We start from the raw sequence: 17302 nt of genomic DNA on the forward strand, positions 1-17302 counted from the left end.
GCACCATGAGCAACACCACCCCCACAGATGAGTTCGCCGGCCGGACCGCGCTGGTCACCGGCGGCGCGTCCGGCATCGGCCTGGCCATCGCCGGCCGGCTCGCCCGCGGCGGCGCCGCGGTCGTCGTGGCCGACTACAACGAGGAAGGCGCCCGCAAGGCCGCCGCCGGTCTTGAGGCGTCCGGGGCCCGCGCCACCGCCGTCGCCGTGGACGTCACCGACCCCGCATCGGTGGAGCGTGCCGTGCGGCACTCCACCGACACCTTCGGCGCACTGCACCTCGCCGTGAACAACGCCGGGATCGGCGGCCATAGCCGGCCGACCGGTGAGTACGAGGTGGCCGACTGGCAGCGCGTCATCGACACCAACCTCAACGGCGTCTTCTACTCGCTCAAGTACGAGCTGCCCGCGATGCTCGCGGCGGGCGGCGGCGCGATCGTCAACATGGCTTCCATCCTCGGCACCAACGGTTTCGCGGGATCCCCCGCCTATGTCGCCGCCAAGCACGGCGTCGTCGGGCTGACGAAGACCGCGGCGCTCGAATACGCCGCACAGAACATCCGCGTCAACGCCGTCGGTCCTGGCTTCATCGACACCCCGCTGCTGCACGGCACCGAAAACCCGATGCGGGAGCAGCTCGTCTCGCTGCACCCGGCGGGCCGTCTGGGGACGGCCGACGAAGTGGCGGAGCTGACGGCGTTCCTGCTCTCGGACCGCGCCTCGTTCATCCACGGCAGCTACCACCTCGTCGACGGCGGCTACGCCGCGCGCTGACCGATCACCGCGGCGGGCCGACATCGGGGGCGGGCCCGCTGCTCAGCTGAGGAGCACACCATGAAAGCAGTTCAGTACCGCACCGTCGGGGCAGCACCCGAGGTCGTCACCGTCCCCGACCCCGAGCCGGGGCCGGGACAGGTCCTCCTGAAGGTGACCGCCGCTGGCGTCTGCCACTCCGACATCGCCGTGATGAGCCGGCCCGCGGAGAGCCTGCCGTACGAGCTTCCGCTCACCCTCGGGCACGAGGGGGCCGGCACGGTCGCCGCGCTGGGCGCCGGTGTCACCGGCCTCACCGAGGGCGAGTCCGTCGCGGTCTACGGACCGTGGGGCTGCGGCACCTGTATCAAGTGCGCCGAGGGCAAGGAGAACTACTGCCTGCGCGCCGCCGAACTCGGCATCCGCCCGCCCGGCCTGGGTTCCCCCGGCGCGATGGCCGAGTACATGATCGTGGACAGCCCGCGCCATCTGGTGCCGCTCGGCGACCTCGATCCGGTCGGGGCCGTGCCGCTCACCGATGCCGGCCTGACTCCGTACCACGCCATCAAGCGCTCACTGGCGAAGCTCACCCCCGGCTCCACCGCTGTGGTCATCGGTACCGGCGGCCTCGGGCACGTGGCCATCCAGCTGCTGCGGGCGATGTCCGCAGCGCGGGTCGTGGCGCTCGACGTCACGGAGGACAAGCTCGCGCTGGCGAAGACGGTGGGCGCCCACGAGGCGGTGCTCTCCGACGAGCACGCGGCCGGCAAGGTCCGTGCGCTGACCGGCGGGCTCGGCGCCCAGGCCGTCTTCGACTTCGTGGGCGTCCCCGCCACGGTGGCGCTGGCCGGTGCGGTGGCCGGTATCGAGGCCGATGTCGCGCTGGTCGGGATCGGCGGCGGCACGCTGCCGGTCGGCTTCGGCACACTCGCCTTCGAGGTGTCGGTGGCCGCGCCCTACTGGGGCTCGCGCTCGGAACTCACCGAGGTGCTCGATCTGGCGCGCGCCGGATCGGTGGACGTCCATGTGGAGACGTACTCGATCGACGAGGCCCCGCTCGCCTACGAGAGGCTGCACGCCGGACAGATCAAGGGACGCGCGGTCATCCTGCCGCAGAGCTGAAGACCACGGTGGAGCTGTCCAGCGTGGCCAGCAGAACGGCCCCCGAGGGAAGACCCGCCAGGTGCGGATTACCGAAGTCACCGCGCCCTCTGGCCTGCGTATGCACCGACAGAGGGCTGCGGTGTTCCGGTACGGATTCGGCTCCCGACGGGGCGAGCGAAGGAATTGCGCGCTGCATCCGCAGTGCGTCGACCGATTCCGCGAGCAGTTCGTACTCGGTGGTGTCGTCATTGATCGCGAATCGCATGAGACCGCCGCCGGCCAGCACTTCGGCGGCCTTGTCCTGTTGCGGTCCGCCGTCCCGCCAGGCGCGGAGAGCGCCCGGTACGTCGGGGGCGTCGGCGGGCAGTTCGAAGAGCGCCCGGGCCGGGAAGCAGTCACGGCCGGGGCTGGGATCCAGCCGTTCCGCGATCCAGGTCGCCCGGTCCCGCAGCCACCACAGGGCCAGCGGGAGAGTGGGCGCGCGATAGGTGCCGAGCGGCACACCGACGCGTCGTCCACCGCAGACTCCGTACGCGGTGACATGGCACAGGAATTCGTCGTGCACAGCCACTCCCCCAGGGCAGTTCGCGGCCAGGGCCCCACTCCAGGACCGGTCGATCCCCGGCCGGAAAGTGCGGGCCTTTCGCTGGTGGATCACGGTTGAATCGAGCGGAATTCAACCTTCACAGTCAACGAGTATCGTCACTCCGGGCGCATTGTCACCATAGGGTTCTGGCCATATCTCTGGCATATTCCCTGTCGACCATGGCCGAAATGATTCCGGTCGCACGCCATACGGAACGCCATGCGGAACGGGATACAGCACCGGGACACGCAAGGGGACAGGCAACGGGATACCGCGCCGGATACAGAAGAGCCCCGGCTGGTCGGGGGAGGCCAGCCGGGGCGGTCCGTACGCGGTGACGGAGGGTCGGCGCCTGGGCGCTCCGCTCCGTTCCCACATAAAGGGGAACGGGGAACCAAGCCTGGATGTTCCATCCCCAACCGGGCAGAGTATGTGAGACGCGACACCCGGCGTCGCCGGGCCCCGGAGGCCCGCCCCGGCACCGCTCCACCCCCGTCGAGCCGGTGACATATGCCAGAAGCACCACCGCATCGAGTGTTGCCAATTCCCTTACGGGCCTTCGCTCCCTGTGCAACAGTCGTAACCGGTCCATCCCGCAGCCCTGGCCGCGCCGCGCCCGTATCGGAGTACGTCATGCCGTCCCATGTGTTCGCGGACCGTCCCGCCCCCCAGCCACCCGAGCGGGGCACGGTTGACGCGCTCATCACCCGGACCCGCCTGCTGCGCGGGGACATGGACGCCGTACGGCGTGACGCCGGAGCGGACGACGACGATGTGCAGGGCCGCTGGCAGCGCGCGCTGTGCGACCTGGCCGTCCACCACCTCGACGATCTGGGCACGCATCTGGGACAGCTCAAGGAAGGGCTGCCGGCGGCCGGGGCGGAGCCGCTCGCCGGTGAACCCTCCGGGCACGGCGCCCATGCCCACCCCGGGTCCGGCGGCGGGCCGGCGTCGCTGCTCAGCCGGGTGGGCAGCGCGGACTGGAATCTCCTCACCGACGAGGTCAGCTGGTCGGACGAGCTGTACCAGATCTTCGGCCGCCCGCCGGAGAGCGGGCCGCTCTCCCTGGACGAACTCCCCTCCGTGGTACTGCCCGACGACCAGACGCGGCTCACCGCGATGGTCACCGACTGCCTGGTCGACGGGAAGCCGATCGACGGCGAATTCCGGATCAGGCGCCCCGACTCGACCGTCCGCACCCTGCACATGATGGGCGAGCCCGTTCTCGACAGCGACGGCTGCACGGCGTCCATGTGGGCCGTGCTGCGCGATGTCAGCGATCTGCGGCGCAGTGAACGCACGGTGCGCGAGACGGAGGACTCGCTCCAGCGCCGGGAGCGGATCGCCAGCACCGAGCGCCAGGTCGCCGTCGAGTTACAGGAGGCCGTACTGCCGCCCTGGCGCGGCCCGGTACGGCTTCCGCAGGGCGGCCCGGCGGCACTCGACCTGGCGGCGCACTATCTGCCGTCCGCCGCGCCCTCCCGTATCGGCGGCGACTGGTACGACGCGATGGCACTCCCCGACGGCCAGTCGCTCCTCACCGTGGGGGACCTGACAGGCCACGGCGTGGGTGCCACCTCCGCGATGGCGATGCTGCTGGGCGCGTTGCGGGGAATGGCGGTGGCCGGGATCGCCCCCGGCGCCCTCATGGGTCATCTCAACGAACTTCTGGAAGCGTCCGCGCAGCCCGCGCTGGGCAGCTCGGTGTGCTGCCGTTACGACCCCGTCGAACAGACCCTGGCCTGGGCCCAGTCGGGGCACCCCGCCCCCCTGCTCTTCCGCGGGGGAACGGGGTGCGCCCTCACGCCGCCGAGCGGAGTGCTGCTCGGAGCGATGCCCGGGACGGCGTACGGACAGGCGCAGGAGCAGCTGCGGACCGGGGACGTACTGGTCCTGCACACCGGCGGACTGACCGCGCACGGCGCGGACGCACCGGGCGAGGACGGACTGCTCGCACTGGCACCGCGGTTCGCCGGTGCCGGCACCGCACAGGAGTGCATGCGGATGATCGTCGAGCAGTACGGCCACACGGAACGCCAGGAAGACTCCTGTGTGCTGATCGCCCGCGTCGGCACCCCGTAGGGGAACACCCCCTCCTCGCTCCGCCGCCTTCCGCCCGTCTCCCCGTCGCCCGGCTACGCCTGGGCGTTCCGGGGACGCTTCACCTGCTGGGGCATGGCGAGCCGGATCTCCTCCCGCAGCTCCTGGATGCTCCCGTGGCGCGCGTACTGCCCGGTGAGCCGGTACATCTCACGCAGCCGGTCCCAGGTGCGGTGCGACGAGGTCTCCCCCATCGACACCAGTGCCAGCCGGGCGTAACGGTCGGCCTGTTCGGGGTCGTCCGCGATGAAGCAGGCGGAGGCCAGCGAGATGTAGTCGAAGATCTTCGAGCGCTGGCGGCCGTTGATCCGCAGTTCGAGCGCCCGCTTGGCGTGGCCCTGGGCGATGGCCGCAGCGGACGGATCGTGGTCCGCCAGTGTGCGGTACGCCAGCGCCTGCATCCCGTGGAGATCCGCCTCGTCGAACATCTGCATCCAGCTCGGTGCGGGCTCGTCGCCGCGGTCCGAGACGAACAGCTCCTCGGCCTCACCGAGCGTGCGCCGCATGGCCTGGCCGTGGCCCAGCGAAGCCTGCGCCCAGGCCTCGATGGTGTGCAGCATGGCGCGGGTGCGCGGCAGGTTGCGTTCGCCGGAGCCGCTCTGCGCGAGCTTCATCAGATCCAGCGCCTCGTCGGGACGGCCCAGGTGGACCATCTGGCGGGCGGCGCGGGACAGCGCCTCACCGGCACGTGGGCGGTCGCCGCCCTCGCGCGCCGCGTGGGCGGCGATGACGAAGTACTTCTGGGCCGTGGGTTCGAGGCCGACGTCGTGGGACATCCAGCCCGCGAGTACGGCGAGGTTGGCAGCGACACCCCACAGGCGCCGCTGGAGGGAGTCGGGGTGGTGGTAGGAGAGCATGCCTCCCACCTCGTTCAACTGGCCCACGACCGCCTTGCGCTGGAGTCCGCCGCCGCGTGAGGCGTCCCAGGCGCGGAAGATCTCGACGGAGTGCTCCAGCGCCTCGATCTCCTGCGACCCGATGGGCGCGGCCTCGTAGCGGTCGGAGGCGGCGGGCTCGGCGTGCAGGGGGCGGTCGATGCGTGGGGCGTCCGAAGCGAGGGCCGGATCGGTGTGGAGCCAGTCGTGCATGGCGCTGCTGAGTGCGGAGCCTGCGGCAAGCGCAGCGCCCGCGCCCACCAAGCCGCGTCGGTTGAGCATGAGGTCCATTCCCGTGAATTCGGTGAGGACCGCAGCCGTCCGTTCTGGCGCCCACGGGAGGCCGTCCGGGTTCGCTGTCTCTTCCGCGTTCCCGACGGTCTGCCGTTTCCCAGCGCGCCCAGGCCGTACGAACCCGAGGTCCTCGATGGTCACGACACGGCCGAGCCGCTCGGTGAACAGGGCTGCCAGCACCTTCGGTACCGGGTCGCGCGGGCTCTCGCCCATGTCGATCCAGCGCCTGACCCGCGAGGTGTCGGTCGCCAGCTGCTGGTGGCCCATGACGGCCGCCTGCCGGTTCACGAGTCTCGCGAGTTCGCCCTTGGACCAGCCGGCCAGGCCGAACAGGTCTGCCAGGCGGGTGTTGGGTTCTCCGGTCACGTCAAGCCCCCAGGTTCTCGGCTGGTTCGACAGTAACCCTGTGTCAGATGCCTTGCGACTATTCGCCAGGGTCCGCCAGGGTCCGCCAGATGGTGTGCCACCCGCAGGCCGTTGTGAGGTAGGAACGCGCCACCCCGACCCGGTGGCCGGACCGTACTCCCCAGGGTACGCACCGGCCACCGGGGCGGGCAGCGCACGTAACCCGTCGGCACACGAAGGGATCTGTCTTCCCCATGTACACAGCATCGTCCTCCGTGTCCGCCCCATCCCGGCCGCACCGTTCCCTCCCTGCCGGTGGCGGACCGTTCCTGGATCCCTCCCACGCCGCTGCGGCGCTCGGCACCGGGCGGATCCGGCGGGCGGCGGGACCGGGCACCCAACCGCTCAGCGGGAGGCTCGACTTGTCCGGCCCCCAGGGTGCGCAGCTGCGGATGGCGATCGCTTCGGTGCACCGCATCTGCCCGGAGTTCAACCCCGTCCAGATACTGCGCCGGAGCAGCCGTTCGGTTCTACTCGTCGGAACGACCGGGCGGGCGACGGCAGTTGCCAAGTGTCTGATCGACCAGTCCCCCGCCTGGGCGGAGAGCTTCCGCCACGAAATAGCTACATACCGCACGTTCGTCCGGCACCGCCCACCGGTCCGGGTTCCGCGGCTCATCGCCGCGGATCCCGAGAACTGCACCCTGGTGATCGAGCGGATGGCCGGACGGGCTGCGGCACTTCAGCGCCACCCCGTGGACACCCCGCCGCGTGCGGATCTGCGGGCCGTGCTCGGCGCGGTGACCCGGGTGAACGCCTGGCGGCCGCCGGGCGGGCTGTTCGGCCAGCCCCTCGACTACGCCTCCCGGATCGCCAGGTACCACGAGCTCGGTCTCTTCACCGACCGGGACCTCGGCGACCTCCAGAAGCTGCTGCACGGTCTCGCGTACTCCGGCGGCCGGCAGGGCATGGGCCAGTTCTGCCACGGTGACGCGCTGCTCTCCAACATCCTGCTGTCACCGGCGGGCCCGGTACTGGTCGACTGGGAGCACGCGGGCTGGTATCTGCCCGGGTACGACCTGGCGACGCTCTGGTCCGTGCTGGGCGAGGCGCCGGTGGCACGGCGTCAGATCAGCCAGCTGGCGCAGGCCGCGGGCCCCGCGGCCAGGGACGCCTTCCTGGTGAACCTGATGCTGGTGCTGACCCGTGAGATCCGTACGTACGAGACGGCCGTCCAGCGCACCATCCGCGAGGCCGCGCCCACCGGCGCGGGCCATCAGCCGCAGCCCGGCGTGCTCTCGCACGGCGAGGAGCAGCGCCTGCTGCTCAGGCGGCTGCACGACGACTGCGCCCTGGCCCGCCGCGCCGTCCGCGCGGCTGTCGGGACCCGCTGAACCGCGGGGCCCGACGCCAGGCTCCTGAGGGGTGAGGGGGAAGCACGGTGCGCGCCCGGTGCCGACACACCGGGCGCGCACCGTGCTGTTCGTGTGCGGTCTCCGCCGGAGCCGGCCGCCGAACCGAGTGGCCGTCAGTGGGTGCGCACGGAGCTGAGTGGTCGTCAGTGGGTGCGCACGATGTCGACGTCGGACGCCTTGACGAAGGCCACCCGGTGTCCGATCTGCACGGTCACGTACTTGGTGGCGCCGGGGAAGTACGTGTGGTCGTACGGGTAGGAGGCGTCGATCGTCGGGGCGTAGTAGTAGCCGGTGGGCGCCTCGCCGCCGCCGGGGTAGGCCTGGCCCTGCTTGATCGTGTACGGGAGGGGCGTGCCGAGGCGGGCGGCGGTGAAGTCCGCCGGGTACTCGCTCTTCTCGGGGTAGGCCACCCCGTACACCGGCACATCGGTCCGGCCGGCCTTCGGCCTGACCACGTATCCGGAGGTCGGTGTGGTGGTCCTGGTGTGCGCCGGGCTCTGGAACCAGGCCTTCTGGCCGTACCACCAGATCGCGGTCCAGCCGGGCGCGTGGCCGGCGACCACGGCCTGCTGCGATGCGCTGATCTTGCTGCCCCAGTCGGCGATGCAGTTGGTGCCGGGCTTGCCGTCGGTGTGCAGTGCCGGGTCCGAGAAGAGCGGTGATCCGGTGGAGGGCCCGGTGTGGAGCGGCACCGCGCTCGATGCCTGCGCCGGGAGGTCCACGTTCTTCTCGCAGTCGCGGAACTCCTGGATGTTCTCCTTGAACACCGGGCTGATGGTGACGAGTTGGCTGTGGGGCGAGGCGGTCGGGACGGTGGGCCTGCCCACCAGCTTCATGAAGTAGTCCCAGTCCCAGTACGTCCCGGGGTCCCAGTGCATGGCCGCCGTCCCGGCGGTGCTGGTGGGCGGGACGTTGTCGTGGCCGATGATGTGCTGGCGGTCCAGCGGGATGTCGTACTTGGCCGCGAGATAGCGTACGAGGGCGGCCGTCGAGCGGTACATCGCCGGGGTGAACCACGTGGAGCCGTCGGCCGCCACGCCTTCCTGCTCGATCCCGATGGACTGCTGGTTGATGTACCAGTTGCCCGCCTGCCAGGCGATGTCCTTGTCCTTGACCATCTGCGCCACATGACCGTCGCCGGAGCGGACCACGTAGTGCGCGGACGTCTGGCTGTGCGGGTCCTGGAAGATCTGCAGCGTCTTGTCGAAGGTCTCCTCGGTGTCGTGCAGGACGATGTACTTGATCTTCCCGGTGTGCGGGCGGTCCGCGGTGTCGTAGTTGCCGTACGTCTCCTTGTCGGCGGGATCCCCGGTCTGCTGATAGGCGGCGGGGGCCCACTCGCAGTCGAGGGTGCGGGGGCACTCCGGCCGGGTGCTCGGGGGGCTCGCCTGCGCCGCCGGGCCGATCAGGGCGAGGCCGAAGGTGCTCGCGGTGGTCAGCGCGAGCGCGAGTCTGATCCGCTGCTTGGACGTCATGACGGCCCTTCTTGCCGGGAGTTGCGCCGTGGTGATCTCTCGAACGGTATGGGCGCACTCTCCGACGTGAGTGATGGCACGTCAAGAGCGCCGCACAGGGCGGCTGTTGAAACAGTTGTCCAGACCACTGGCATGGCCGATGACCAGCGCGAAGGGCGCGGCAACCAGGCTCTGACAGAGCCGTGTTACCGGACCTTTACGTACGGGGGTGCTCGTCCCTGCCGGTCCTGGCGCGCGGGACTCAGCCCTGCTGGAACATCTCCGCGGGCAGCGGCTTCAGAAGGGCGTACAGGTCGTCGGTGATCGGCCGGTCCCAGCTGGCGATGGTGACCAGGACCTTGTCGCTGCGGTCGAACTGGACGCAGGAGATCCGGCTCTCCGAGAGCTTCAGGCGCCGCACGATGAGGAGGTTGTCGCCCTGCATCACCGGCATGTCCTCGGTGTCGAGCACCTCGATGGGCTCGTCGTTCTCCAGGGCCACGAGCAGCTGCGCCACCTCGAAGGGGATCTGGCCATCGGCGACCTCACGGGCGGGCGAGCCCTCCGGCAGATTCCCGATGATCATCGCCGGGCCGCGGCCGCCGAAGAGGTCGTACCGCAGGAAGACGCCCTGGCAGGTCCCGTCGGGTGCGGGAAGGAGTCCGGCGCCGAGGTTTCCGGGCCAGTCACCCGGGTCCATGGCCAGGACGTCGAAGTCCGGGCCCGCGGGAGTGGCGGCGCTGCGGCGGCGGAGGAAGGACATACAGCCATGGTACGTGGCCCCGCCGGCCCGGCGAAGCCGGGGCCGGGGCTGTGCGGACCGGCCCTGATCGTCCTGACACCCTCCCGCGGCGAAGCTCAGCGTAGGCCGGTGGGCACACCCTGTGCACCGGGTGCCACGGGCGCCTGCGGCCCGCACCGGCACACTGCGGACCCGGGCACCGGGGCGGCCGTCAGGTCAGGTCGAAGTCGCCCTCCCGGGCGCCCAGGACGAAGGCCCGCCACTCGCCCGGATCGAAGATCAGTGACGGGCTCCCCGGTTTACCGCTGTTGCGCATCGCGATGAAGCCCTCCACGAAGGCGATCTGCACGTCGCCCCGCCCCTGGCTCCCCGACTGCCAGTCCGCGTCGGTGAGATCGAGGTCCGGCTTGTCCCAGCCCGCAAGGGTCCGCTGAGGGGTGGTGCTCTCGCCCACGTCCGTGCTCCTCCCGGTTCGTCGTCCGTGGCCACCCTAGCGATCCGTACGGGCGACGGACAGGCCACAGCTGTTCGGTGCCTGATCCGATCGAATGCCCCCGGCCTCCAGCCGTCAGCCCCCAGCCGTCAGCCGGTGGGCGGTTCGGAGCCGACCAGCCACATGGAGAAGAACTGCGAGCCGCCGCCGTAGGCGTGCCCGAGCGCCTTGCGGGCGCCGTCCACCTGGTGCTCCCCGGCCGCGCCGCGCACCTGGAGGGCGGCCTCGGCGAACCGGATCATGCCGGAGGCGCCGATGGGGTTGGTGGAGAGCACTCCGCCCGAGGGGTTCACCGGAAGGTCGCCGTCCAGTTCGGTGGCGCCGGACTCGGTGAGCTTCCAGCCCTCGCCCTCGTCCGCGAAGCCCAGGTTCTCCAGCCACATCGGCTCGTACCAGGAGAACGGGACGTACATCTCGACGGCGTCGATCTCCCGGCGCGGGTCGGTGATCCCGGCCTGCCGGTAGACATCGGCGGCGCAGTCCTTGCCCGCCTGCGGGGAGACGAAGTCCTTGCCCGCGAAGAGGGTCGGCTCGCTGCGCATCGCGCCGCCGTGCATCCAGGCGGGCGGCCGTGGCGAACGGGCCGCCCCCGTACGGTCGGTGAGGACCATCGCGCACGCTCCGTCCGACGACGGGCAGGTCTCGGAGTAGCGGACCGGGTCCCACAGCATGGGGGAAGCCTGGACCTTCTCCAGGGTGATGTCCTTCTCGTGCAGATGCGCGTAGGGGTTCTTCAGCGCGTTACGGCGGTCCTTGTACGCGACGAGCGAGCCGACCGTGTCGGGCGCCCCGGCCCTGCGCATATAGGCCCGCACATGCGGGGCGAAGAACCCGCCGGCTCCGGCGAGCAGGGGCTGCTGGAACGGTACGGGGAGGGAGAGGCCCCACATGGCGTTGGACTCGGACTGCTTCTCGAACGCGAGGGTGAGTACCGTCCTGTGCACCCGGGAGGCGATCAGGTTGGAGGCGACGAGCGTGGTCGATCCGCCGACCGAGCCGGCCGTGTGCACGCGCATCATGGGTTTGCCGACGGCGCCCAGCGCGTCCGCCAGATAGAGCTCCGGCATCATCACGCCCTCGAAGAAGTCCGGGGCCTTGCCGATGACGACGGCGTCGATGTCCGCCCAGGTCAGTTCGGCGTCGTTCAGGGCACGCGCGGCGGCCTCGCGGACGAGGCCGGCGATGGACACGTCGTGCCGGGCGGCGACGTGGTGGGTCTGGCCGATACCGACGACGGCCACGGGCTCCTTGCCGGTCGCGCCTCGGTTGTTCGCGGGCTGGTTACTCACTGGGCCTCTCCTTCGAGGACGGCGACCAGATTCTGTTGCAGGCACGGGCCGGATGTGGCGTGCGCGAGGGCCCGGTCGGACTCACCGCGCTGGATCCGGGCCGCGGCCTCGCCGAGCCTGATGAGCCCGGCCGCCATGACGGGGTTGGCGGCGAGGGCGCCGCCCGACGGGTTGACGCGTACGTCGTCGCCGAGCCGGAGCGCCTTGCGCAGGACGACCTCCTGGGAGGTGAAGGGCGCGTGCAGTTCGGCGGTGTCGACGGGGCGCTCGAAGGCCCCGGCCCGTTCGGCGGCCAGCCGGGCGGACGGCGAGTCCGTGAGGTCGCGTACGCCGAGGCTGTGGGCCTCGATGCGGTGGTCCATCCCCCGGATCCAGGCGGGACGCTCGCACAGGTCGCGTGCCCGGTCGCCCGCCACCAGCACGACGGCCGCCGCGCCGTCCCCGATGGGCGGGCAGTCGCCGGTGCGCAGCGGCTGCACGAGGTAGTCGCCCTGCGGCCGGGCGCCCGGGAGTTGGGCGTGCGGGTTGTCGGCCGCGTCGCCGCGGCTGCGGGCGGCGACCCCGGCGAGCGCGGGCTCGTCGGTCTCGCCGGCGTCGATCAGCGCCTGCGCCTGGAGCGCGGCGAGCGCGACGGAGTCGGGCCAGAGCGGGGCGACGTAGTAGGGGTCGAGCTGCCGGGTCAGTACGTCCCTGACCGATCCGGGCGATGACTTGCCGTAGGAGTAGACGAGGGCGGTGTCGGCCTCGCCGGTCAGCAGTTTCACCCACGCCTCGTACAGCGCCCAGGCCCCGTCCATCTCCACATGGGACTCGGAGATCGGGGGCCAGGCTCCGACGCCGTCGAGCGTCATCGTGAACGAGAAGGCCCGGCCCGCCAGATAGTCGCTCGACCCGGAGCAGGTGAAGCCGATGTCGCTGGTTTTCAGCCCGGTCTGCGCGAGCACGCTGTGCAGGACCGGCATCACCATCTCGACCTCGGAGCACTCGTCGGTGCGCCGCAGGTGGTCGCTCTGTGCGAAGGCGACGATCGCGATGTCCCGCATCAGATCAGCTCCTTGTACGTGTCGTAGTCGGCGTCGGGCTCGCCGGTGGGCCGGTAGTGGTCGGGGAAGCGGGCGCCCTCGGTCCACACCGGTTCGACGCGCAGTCCCATCCGCACCTGGTCGTACGGGATGCCGCCGATCCGGCCGTGCAGCGCGAGGCCCGCGCCGTCGAGGGCGATGTGCCCGTAGACGTAGGGCACTTCGATGTCGAGGCCGCGGGCCTTGATGTTGACGATGCAGTACGTGGTGAGGGTGCCTGCGGGGCCGACCTCGACCCGGTCGGTCGTCGCGACTCCGCAGGTGGGGCAGGCGCCGCGCGGGGGTACGTAGACCTTGGCGCAGGAGGGGCAGCGCTCGCCGACGGTCTTCCGGTCGGCGAGCGCGTTGATGTAGTCGGTCTGCGCGCGGCCGGGGCTGTAGACGTAGTCGAGGCGTGCGGGGGCGGTGATGCCGGTGACGAGGTCGTCGAACAGTCCGCTGTGTGCGGGCGCGGCGGTCCCGCCCGCGCCCTCGCTCTCGCTCTCGCTCTCATACGGCTCGAAGCAGGCGATGTCCGTGATGGCTCCGGTGCGCTCGGCGGCCCAGCGGATGCGTACGCGCTGCCCGGAGTGCACGGCGTCGGGTCCCGGGGCGTCGAGGACATGCAGCAGTGCGGTGTCGGCGCCGTCGAGTTTCACCAGGACCCAGGCGAAGGGGGTCGTGAGTGGCTGGCCGCGGCGCGGGGACGCGTTCCAGGCCCAGGTGGTGACGGTGCCGGTGGGGGCGACCTCGACCAGGTCGCGTATCTCGTCGGCGGTGACGGGGTCGTACTCGACGGGTGGGACGAGGATCGTGCCGTCGCCGGTCCGCACCCCCAGGACGGTGCGCTCGCGCAGCCCGGTGAGGAAGGCGCTCTGCACGGGTCCGAGGGAGCGGGTGAAGGGGAACTCGACGACGAGGGGGGCGCGGAGCACCTCCGGTGAGGGAGCGGCTGTCATGGGTGGGCTCCAAATTCTCCGCTGCGGGCGGGGGCTCGTCCGGCGGGTGCCGGAGCGTCGGAAGGGGAACCGGTGCCGGCCGGGGGCCGGTGCGGAATGCGGCGCACGGTCAGGCCCTGCGGTAGACGGGCGGCCGTTTCTCGGCGAAGGCGCGTGAGCCCTCCTTCGCGTCCGCGGTGTCGAAGACGGGCCAGCCACGGTCCAGTTCGGCCTTCAGCCCCTCGGTCTCGGTCAGTTCGGCCGTCTCGTAGACCGAGGCCTTGACGGCTTCCACGGCGAGCGGCCCGCAGGCGTTGATCTGCGCGGCGATCTCCAGGGCCTTCTCCAGCGCGGTGCCGTCGGGCACCACATGGCCGATGAGACCGACGGCCGCCGCTTCGGCCGCGGTGTAAGGGCGGCCGGTGAGCAGCATCTCCAGCGCGTGGGTGCGGGGGATCTGGCGCTGAAGGCGCACCGTGGAGCCGCCGATCGGGAAGAGTCCGCGCCTGACCTCGAAGAGGCCGAAGGTGGCGCTCTCGGCCCCGACCCGGATGTCGGTGCCCTGGAGGATCTCGGTGCCTCCGGCGACGCAGTGGCCCTCGACCGCGGCGATCACCGGTTTGCGGGGCCGGTGGTGGCGCAGCATCGCCTTCCAGTGCAGATCGGGGTCGGCCTTGAGGCGGTCGCGGTACTGCTCGCCCTCCATCCCCGCGCCGGCCAGGGCCTTGAGGTCCATGCCGGCGCAGAAGGCGCCGCCCGCTCCGGTGAGCACCACCGAGCGGACCTCGTCGTCCTCGTCGGCCGCCAGCCAGCCGTCGTAGAGCCCGACCAGCATCGGCAGCGAGAGCGCGTTCTTCGCCTCCGGCCTGTTCAGAGTGAGCACCAGCGTGGCGCCTTCGCGCCGCACGGTGAGGTGTTCCGTACCACCCATGACCGTCCTCCCGTTTCAAGACCTGGGCGCCCTCAGAGGATGTGAGCCGGATCGGTGAGCGGCGCGTAGACAGGTTGCAGGAGGCGGGGTTGCAGTTCAATAGTTTTCTGACAGTCAGTCAGATTTCTTCGCGGGGGGCCTTCCCACTTTCCGCGCGCGGCGCTGTAATGACGCCGGGTCATTGGACGCCGGCGTCAGGAGATGTGGTGGAGTACAACCTTGCCGACCTGTTCGAGTCCGTCGTCGACGCGGTCCCGGACCGCGAGGCGCTCGTGTTCATCGACCATCCCGGTACGGGCGCGGAGCGCAGGCTCACGTATGCCGCGCTGGACGAGGCGGCCAACCGGATCGCGCACCATCTGGCCGACAGCGGTATCCGCCCGGGCGAGCACCTGGGGCTGCATCTGTACAACGGGGTGGAGTACCTGCAGACCGTGCTCGCCTGCCTCAAGGCACGTGTCGTGCCGGTCAATGTCAACTACCGTTATGTGGAAGAGGAGTTGGTCTACCTCTACCGGGACGCGGATCTGGCGGCGCTGGTCTTCGACGGCGAGTTCACCGAGCGGGTCGCGGCGGCGCTGCCGAAGACCGAGAAGCTGCGCCATCTGATACGAGTCGGCGAGCCCCCCGAGGGGGCGCCGGAGCCCGGCGTCCGGCCGGTGGCGTACGCCGATGCGGAGGCCGCCGGATCCCCGGAGCGCGGCTTCGGGCCCCGGTCGGCCGACGACCAGTTCATCATCTACACCGGGGGCACCACCGGGATGCCGAAGGGCGTCATGTGGCGTGCGGAGGACCTGTTCTTCTCCGGCCTCGGCGGCGGCGCCCCCACCGGCGAGCCGGTCGGCGCGCCGGAGGAACTGGCGGAGCGGGTGGCCGCGGGCGGCGACGGGATCACCTTCTTCCCCACTCCCCCGCTGATGCACGGCACCTCCACCCTGACCGCCTTCATCGCCTTCAACTTCGGCCAGCGGATCGTGATCCACCGGAAGTTCGCCCCGGAAGAGGTGCTCCGCACCATCGAGAAGGAGAAGGTCACCAGTGTCTCGCTGGTCGGCGACGCGATGCTGCGACCGCTGATCGACGCGCTCAGCGGCCCGCTCAGCGGCACCGACTGCTCCTCACTGTTCAGCGTCTCCAGCTCGGGCGCCATCATGTCGGAGACGGTGCGCGCCCAGTTCCAGGAGCTGGTGCCGACGGCGATGCTGCTGAACAACTTCGGCTCGTCGGAGTCCGGGTTCAACGGAACGGCGACCCCCGACTCCGGCCCCGACAAGGGGTTCAGGCTGCGGATGAACTCCCGTACCGCGGTGGTCGATCCGGCCACCTGCCGGCAGGTGGCCGTCGGCGAGGTCGGCCGGATCGCGCAGCGCGGGCATGTCCCGCTCGGCTACTACAACGACCCGGAGAAGACCGCCGAGACCTTCTTCCAGAGCGACGGCGAGCGGTGGGTGCTGCTCGGCGACATGGCGACCGTCGACGAGGAGGGCATCGTCACCGTCCTGGGGCGCGGCTCGCAGTGCATCAACACCGGTGGCGAGAAGGTGTATCCGGAAGAGGTCGAGCAGGCGCTCAAGTCCCACCCCGATGTGTACGACGCCCTGGTCGCCGGGGTGCCGGACGCCCGGTGGGGCAACCATGTGGCGGCCGTGGTGCAGGTACGCCCGGGGGCGGACGAACCCAGCCTGGACGACATCCAGGCACACTGCCGCAGCAAGATCGCCGGGTACAAGGTGCCCAGGCAGCTGGTGATAGCCCCGGAGATCCAGCGCTCGCCGAGCGGCAAGGCCGACTACCGCTGGGCGCGCGGGGTGGCGGTCGCCGCCGACTGAAGCGTGTCCGGGCGAGCCGGCTGATCCGCGTACGGGCGACCGGGCCGGACGGGACCGGAACCGGAACCGCGGAAGGTGGCACGGTAGGCGCTCGGGGACACCCCGAGCGCCTCGTGCAGATGGTTGCGGAAGGAGGCAGCGGTCCCGAACCCGGCGTCCGCCGCCACCCGGTCGACCGGCAGGTCGGTCTCCTCCAGGAGCTGTCGGGCCAGGTCGACACGGCGCTGGGTGAGCCACTGGACGGGGGTGAGGCCGACCTCCTCGCAGAAGCGGCGCGAGAAGGTGCGGGTGCTCATCGAGGCGCGGGCCGCCAGCGCGTCCAGGGTGATGCGCTCCCCCAGGTGCTCCAGCGCCCAGGCGCGCGCCGCGCCGGTCGGCAGCGGTGCGGGTGCCGGGACCGGGCAGGGCACGAACTGCGCCTGGCCGCCCTCGCGGTGGGGCGGAACCACCGTGGCGCGGGCCACCGCGTTGGCGACGGCGGCGCCGTGGTCGCTGCGGATCATGTGCAGGCAGAGGTCGATGCCCGAGGCCACGCCGGCCGAGGTGAGGACACCCCGGTCGTCGGTGTAGAGCACATCGGGATCGACGTCCACCGCCGGGTGGAGCCGCCGCAGATCGGCGGCCGAGCGCCAGTGGGTGGTGGCGCGCCTGCCGTCCAGGAATCCGGCCGCGGCCAGCACGAAGGAGCCGGTGCAGATGGAGGCGAGACGGGTCCCGGGGCGGATCCGCGCGAAGGCGTCGGCGAGCGCGGGCGGCAGATACGGGGCTTCGCGCGGGGAGTAGTCCTCGTCCGATGCCGGGACGACCACGGTGTCCGCCTCGGTGAGCAGTTCCGGCCCGAGGGTGACGTTGACGGTCACATCGGCCTCGGTCCGGATCTCCCCCGGCTCGACCGTGCAGGTCAGGACGGTGTACAGGGGCTCGCCCGCCGCCGACACCGCGCCTCTGAACAGCCGGTGGACGATTCCGAGCTCCATGGGCAGCATCCCGTGGCGCACGAGGACGGCCACCCGGTGGCGCCCGCCGGGGCCTGCTCCGTCACCGAAGAGAGTCATGGCGAGATCCTTGCACATCATGTCCATCTCGCCACTGGT

At 71.1% G+C, this 17302-nt stretch carries 14 protein-coding genes and 1 pseudogene; 5 read left to right on the top strand and 10 right to left on the bottom strand.

Features of this window, described 5'->3' with window-relative positions; all coding sequences use genetic code 11:
- Positions 1-5: 5 nt before the first annotated feature.
- Entirely contained in the window at positions 6-773 is a 768-nt protein-coding gene (locus OHB13_RS01540) for an SDR family NAD(P)-dependent oxidoreductase (protein ID WP_328374988.1), read from the top strand.
- 60 nt (positions 774-833) lie between these two features.
- Positions 834-1874 (top strand): NAD(P)-dependent alcohol dehydrogenase, encoded by a 1041-nt coding sequence (locus tag OHB13_RS01545; protein WP_328374990.1) that lies wholly within the window; start codon positions 834-836, stop codon positions 1872-1874.
- A gap of 154 nt (positions 1875-2028) precedes the next feature.
- On the opposite strand, the pseudogene OHB13_RS01550 reads toward OHB13_RS01545, so the two are convergent.
- A pseudogene (locus OHB13_RS01550) lies at positions 2029-2421 on the bottom strand (hypothetical protein); the annotation flags it as partial.
- Positions 2422-3075: 654 nt separating this feature from the next.
- Between OHB13_RS01550 and OHB13_RS01555 the strand changes: the two are divergent.
- A complete protein-coding gene (locus OHB13_RS01555; protein WP_328374991.1) occupies positions 3076-4524 on the top strand; it encodes a PP2C family protein-serine/threonine phosphatase in 1449 nt (482 codons plus the stop codon).
- A gap of 53 nt (positions 4525-4577) precedes the next feature.
- Here the strand turns inward: OHB13_RS01555 and OHB13_RS01560 are convergent, their stop codons facing one another.
- Positions 4578-6077 (bottom strand): DNA-binding protein NsdB, encoded by a 1500-nt coding sequence (locus OHB13_RS01560; protein WP_328374993.1) that lies wholly within the window; start codon positions 6075-6077, stop codon positions 4578-4580.
- A 233-nt stretch (positions 6078-6310) separates the two neighbouring features.
- Between OHB13_RS01560 and OHB13_RS01565 the strand changes: the two genes are divergently transcribed.
- The gene (locus tag OHB13_RS01565) at positions 6311-7450 is read left to right on the top strand and encodes an aminoglycoside phosphotransferase family protein (RefSeq protein ID WP_266860092.1); all 1140 of its coding nucleotides are present in this window, start codon (positions 6311-6313) and stop codon (positions 7448-7450) included.
- 164 nt (positions 7451-7614) lie between these two features.
- Here the strand turns inward: OHB13_RS01565 and OHB13_RS01570 are convergent, their stop codons facing one another.
- The 7 genes from OHB13_RS01570 to OHB13_RS01600 all read right to left on the bottom strand — a co-directional run bounded on the left by OHB13_RS01570 (position 7615) and on the right by OHB13_RS01600 (position 14379).
- Positions 7615-8946: an N-acetylmuramoyl-L-alanine amidase gene (locus OHB13_RS01570; RefSeq protein WP_328374995.1), complete on the bottom strand. Its 1332-nt coding sequence runs from the start codon at positions 8944-8946 to the stop codon at positions 7615-7617.
- Positions 8947-9187: 241 nt separating this feature from the next.
- Complete coding sequence (locus OHB13_RS01575; RefSeq protein WP_266860089.1) at positions 9188-9688, bottom strand: hypothetical protein; 501 nt, start codon at positions 9686-9688, stop codon at positions 9188-9190.
- A gap of 190 nt (positions 9689-9878) precedes the next feature.
- Positions 9879-10121, bottom strand: coding sequence for a DUF397 domain-containing protein (locus tag OHB13_RS01580; protein WP_266860088.1), 243 nt, complete (start codon positions 10119-10121; stop codon positions 9879-9881).
- Between the two features lie 128 nt (positions 10122-10249).
- Entirely contained in the window at positions 10250-11449 is a 1200-nt protein-coding gene (locus OHB13_RS01585; protein ID WP_328374998.1) for a thiolase domain-containing protein, read from the bottom strand.
- Positions 11446-12492, bottom strand: a complete 1047-nt coding sequence (locus OHB13_RS01590; RefSeq protein WP_328375000.1) for a thiolase domain-containing protein — start codon at positions 12490-12492, stop codon at positions 11446-11448. The genes OHB13_RS01585 and OHB13_RS01590 overlap by 4 nt, the downstream gene beginning before the upstream one ends.
- On the bottom strand, positions 12492-13469 hold the full coding sequence (locus OHB13_RS01595; protein ID WP_328375002.1) for a Zn-ribbon domain-containing OB-fold protein: 978 nt from the start codon (positions 13467-13469) through the stop codon (positions 12492-12494). The genes OHB13_RS01590 and OHB13_RS01595 overlap by 1 nt, the downstream gene beginning before the upstream one ends.
- Before the next feature lie 109 nt (positions 13470-13578).
- A complete protein-coding gene (locus tag OHB13_RS01600; RefSeq protein ID WP_266860080.1) occupies positions 13579-14379 on the bottom strand; it encodes a crotonase/enoyl-CoA hydratase family protein in 801 nt (266 codons plus the stop codon).
- A 206-nt stretch (positions 14380-14585) separates the two neighbouring features.
- On the opposite strand from OHB13_RS01600, the gene OHB13_RS01605 reads away from it, so the two are divergent.
- Positions 14586-16208, top strand: a complete 1623-nt coding sequence (locus OHB13_RS01605) for an acyl-CoA synthetase (RefSeq protein WP_328375004.1) — start codon at positions 14586-14588, stop codon at positions 16206-16208.
- Here OHB13_RS01605 and OHB13_RS01610 read toward each other — a convergent pair.
- Positions 16169-17263: a GlxA family transcriptional regulator gene (locus OHB13_RS01610; RefSeq protein WP_328375006.1), complete on the bottom strand. Its 1095-nt coding sequence runs from the start codon at positions 17261-17263 to the stop codon at positions 16169-16171. The two genes, OHB13_RS01605 and OHB13_RS01610, sit on opposite strands and share 40 nt — an antisense overlap.
- Positions 17264-17302: the final 39 nt, after the last annotated feature.

Origin of the sequence: Streptomyces sp. NBC_00440 (genome assembly GCF_036014215.1) — a bacterium.
In the GTDB taxonomy this organism is placed as follows: Bacteria; Actinomycetota; Actinomycetes; order Streptomycetales; family Streptomycetaceae; genus Streptomyces.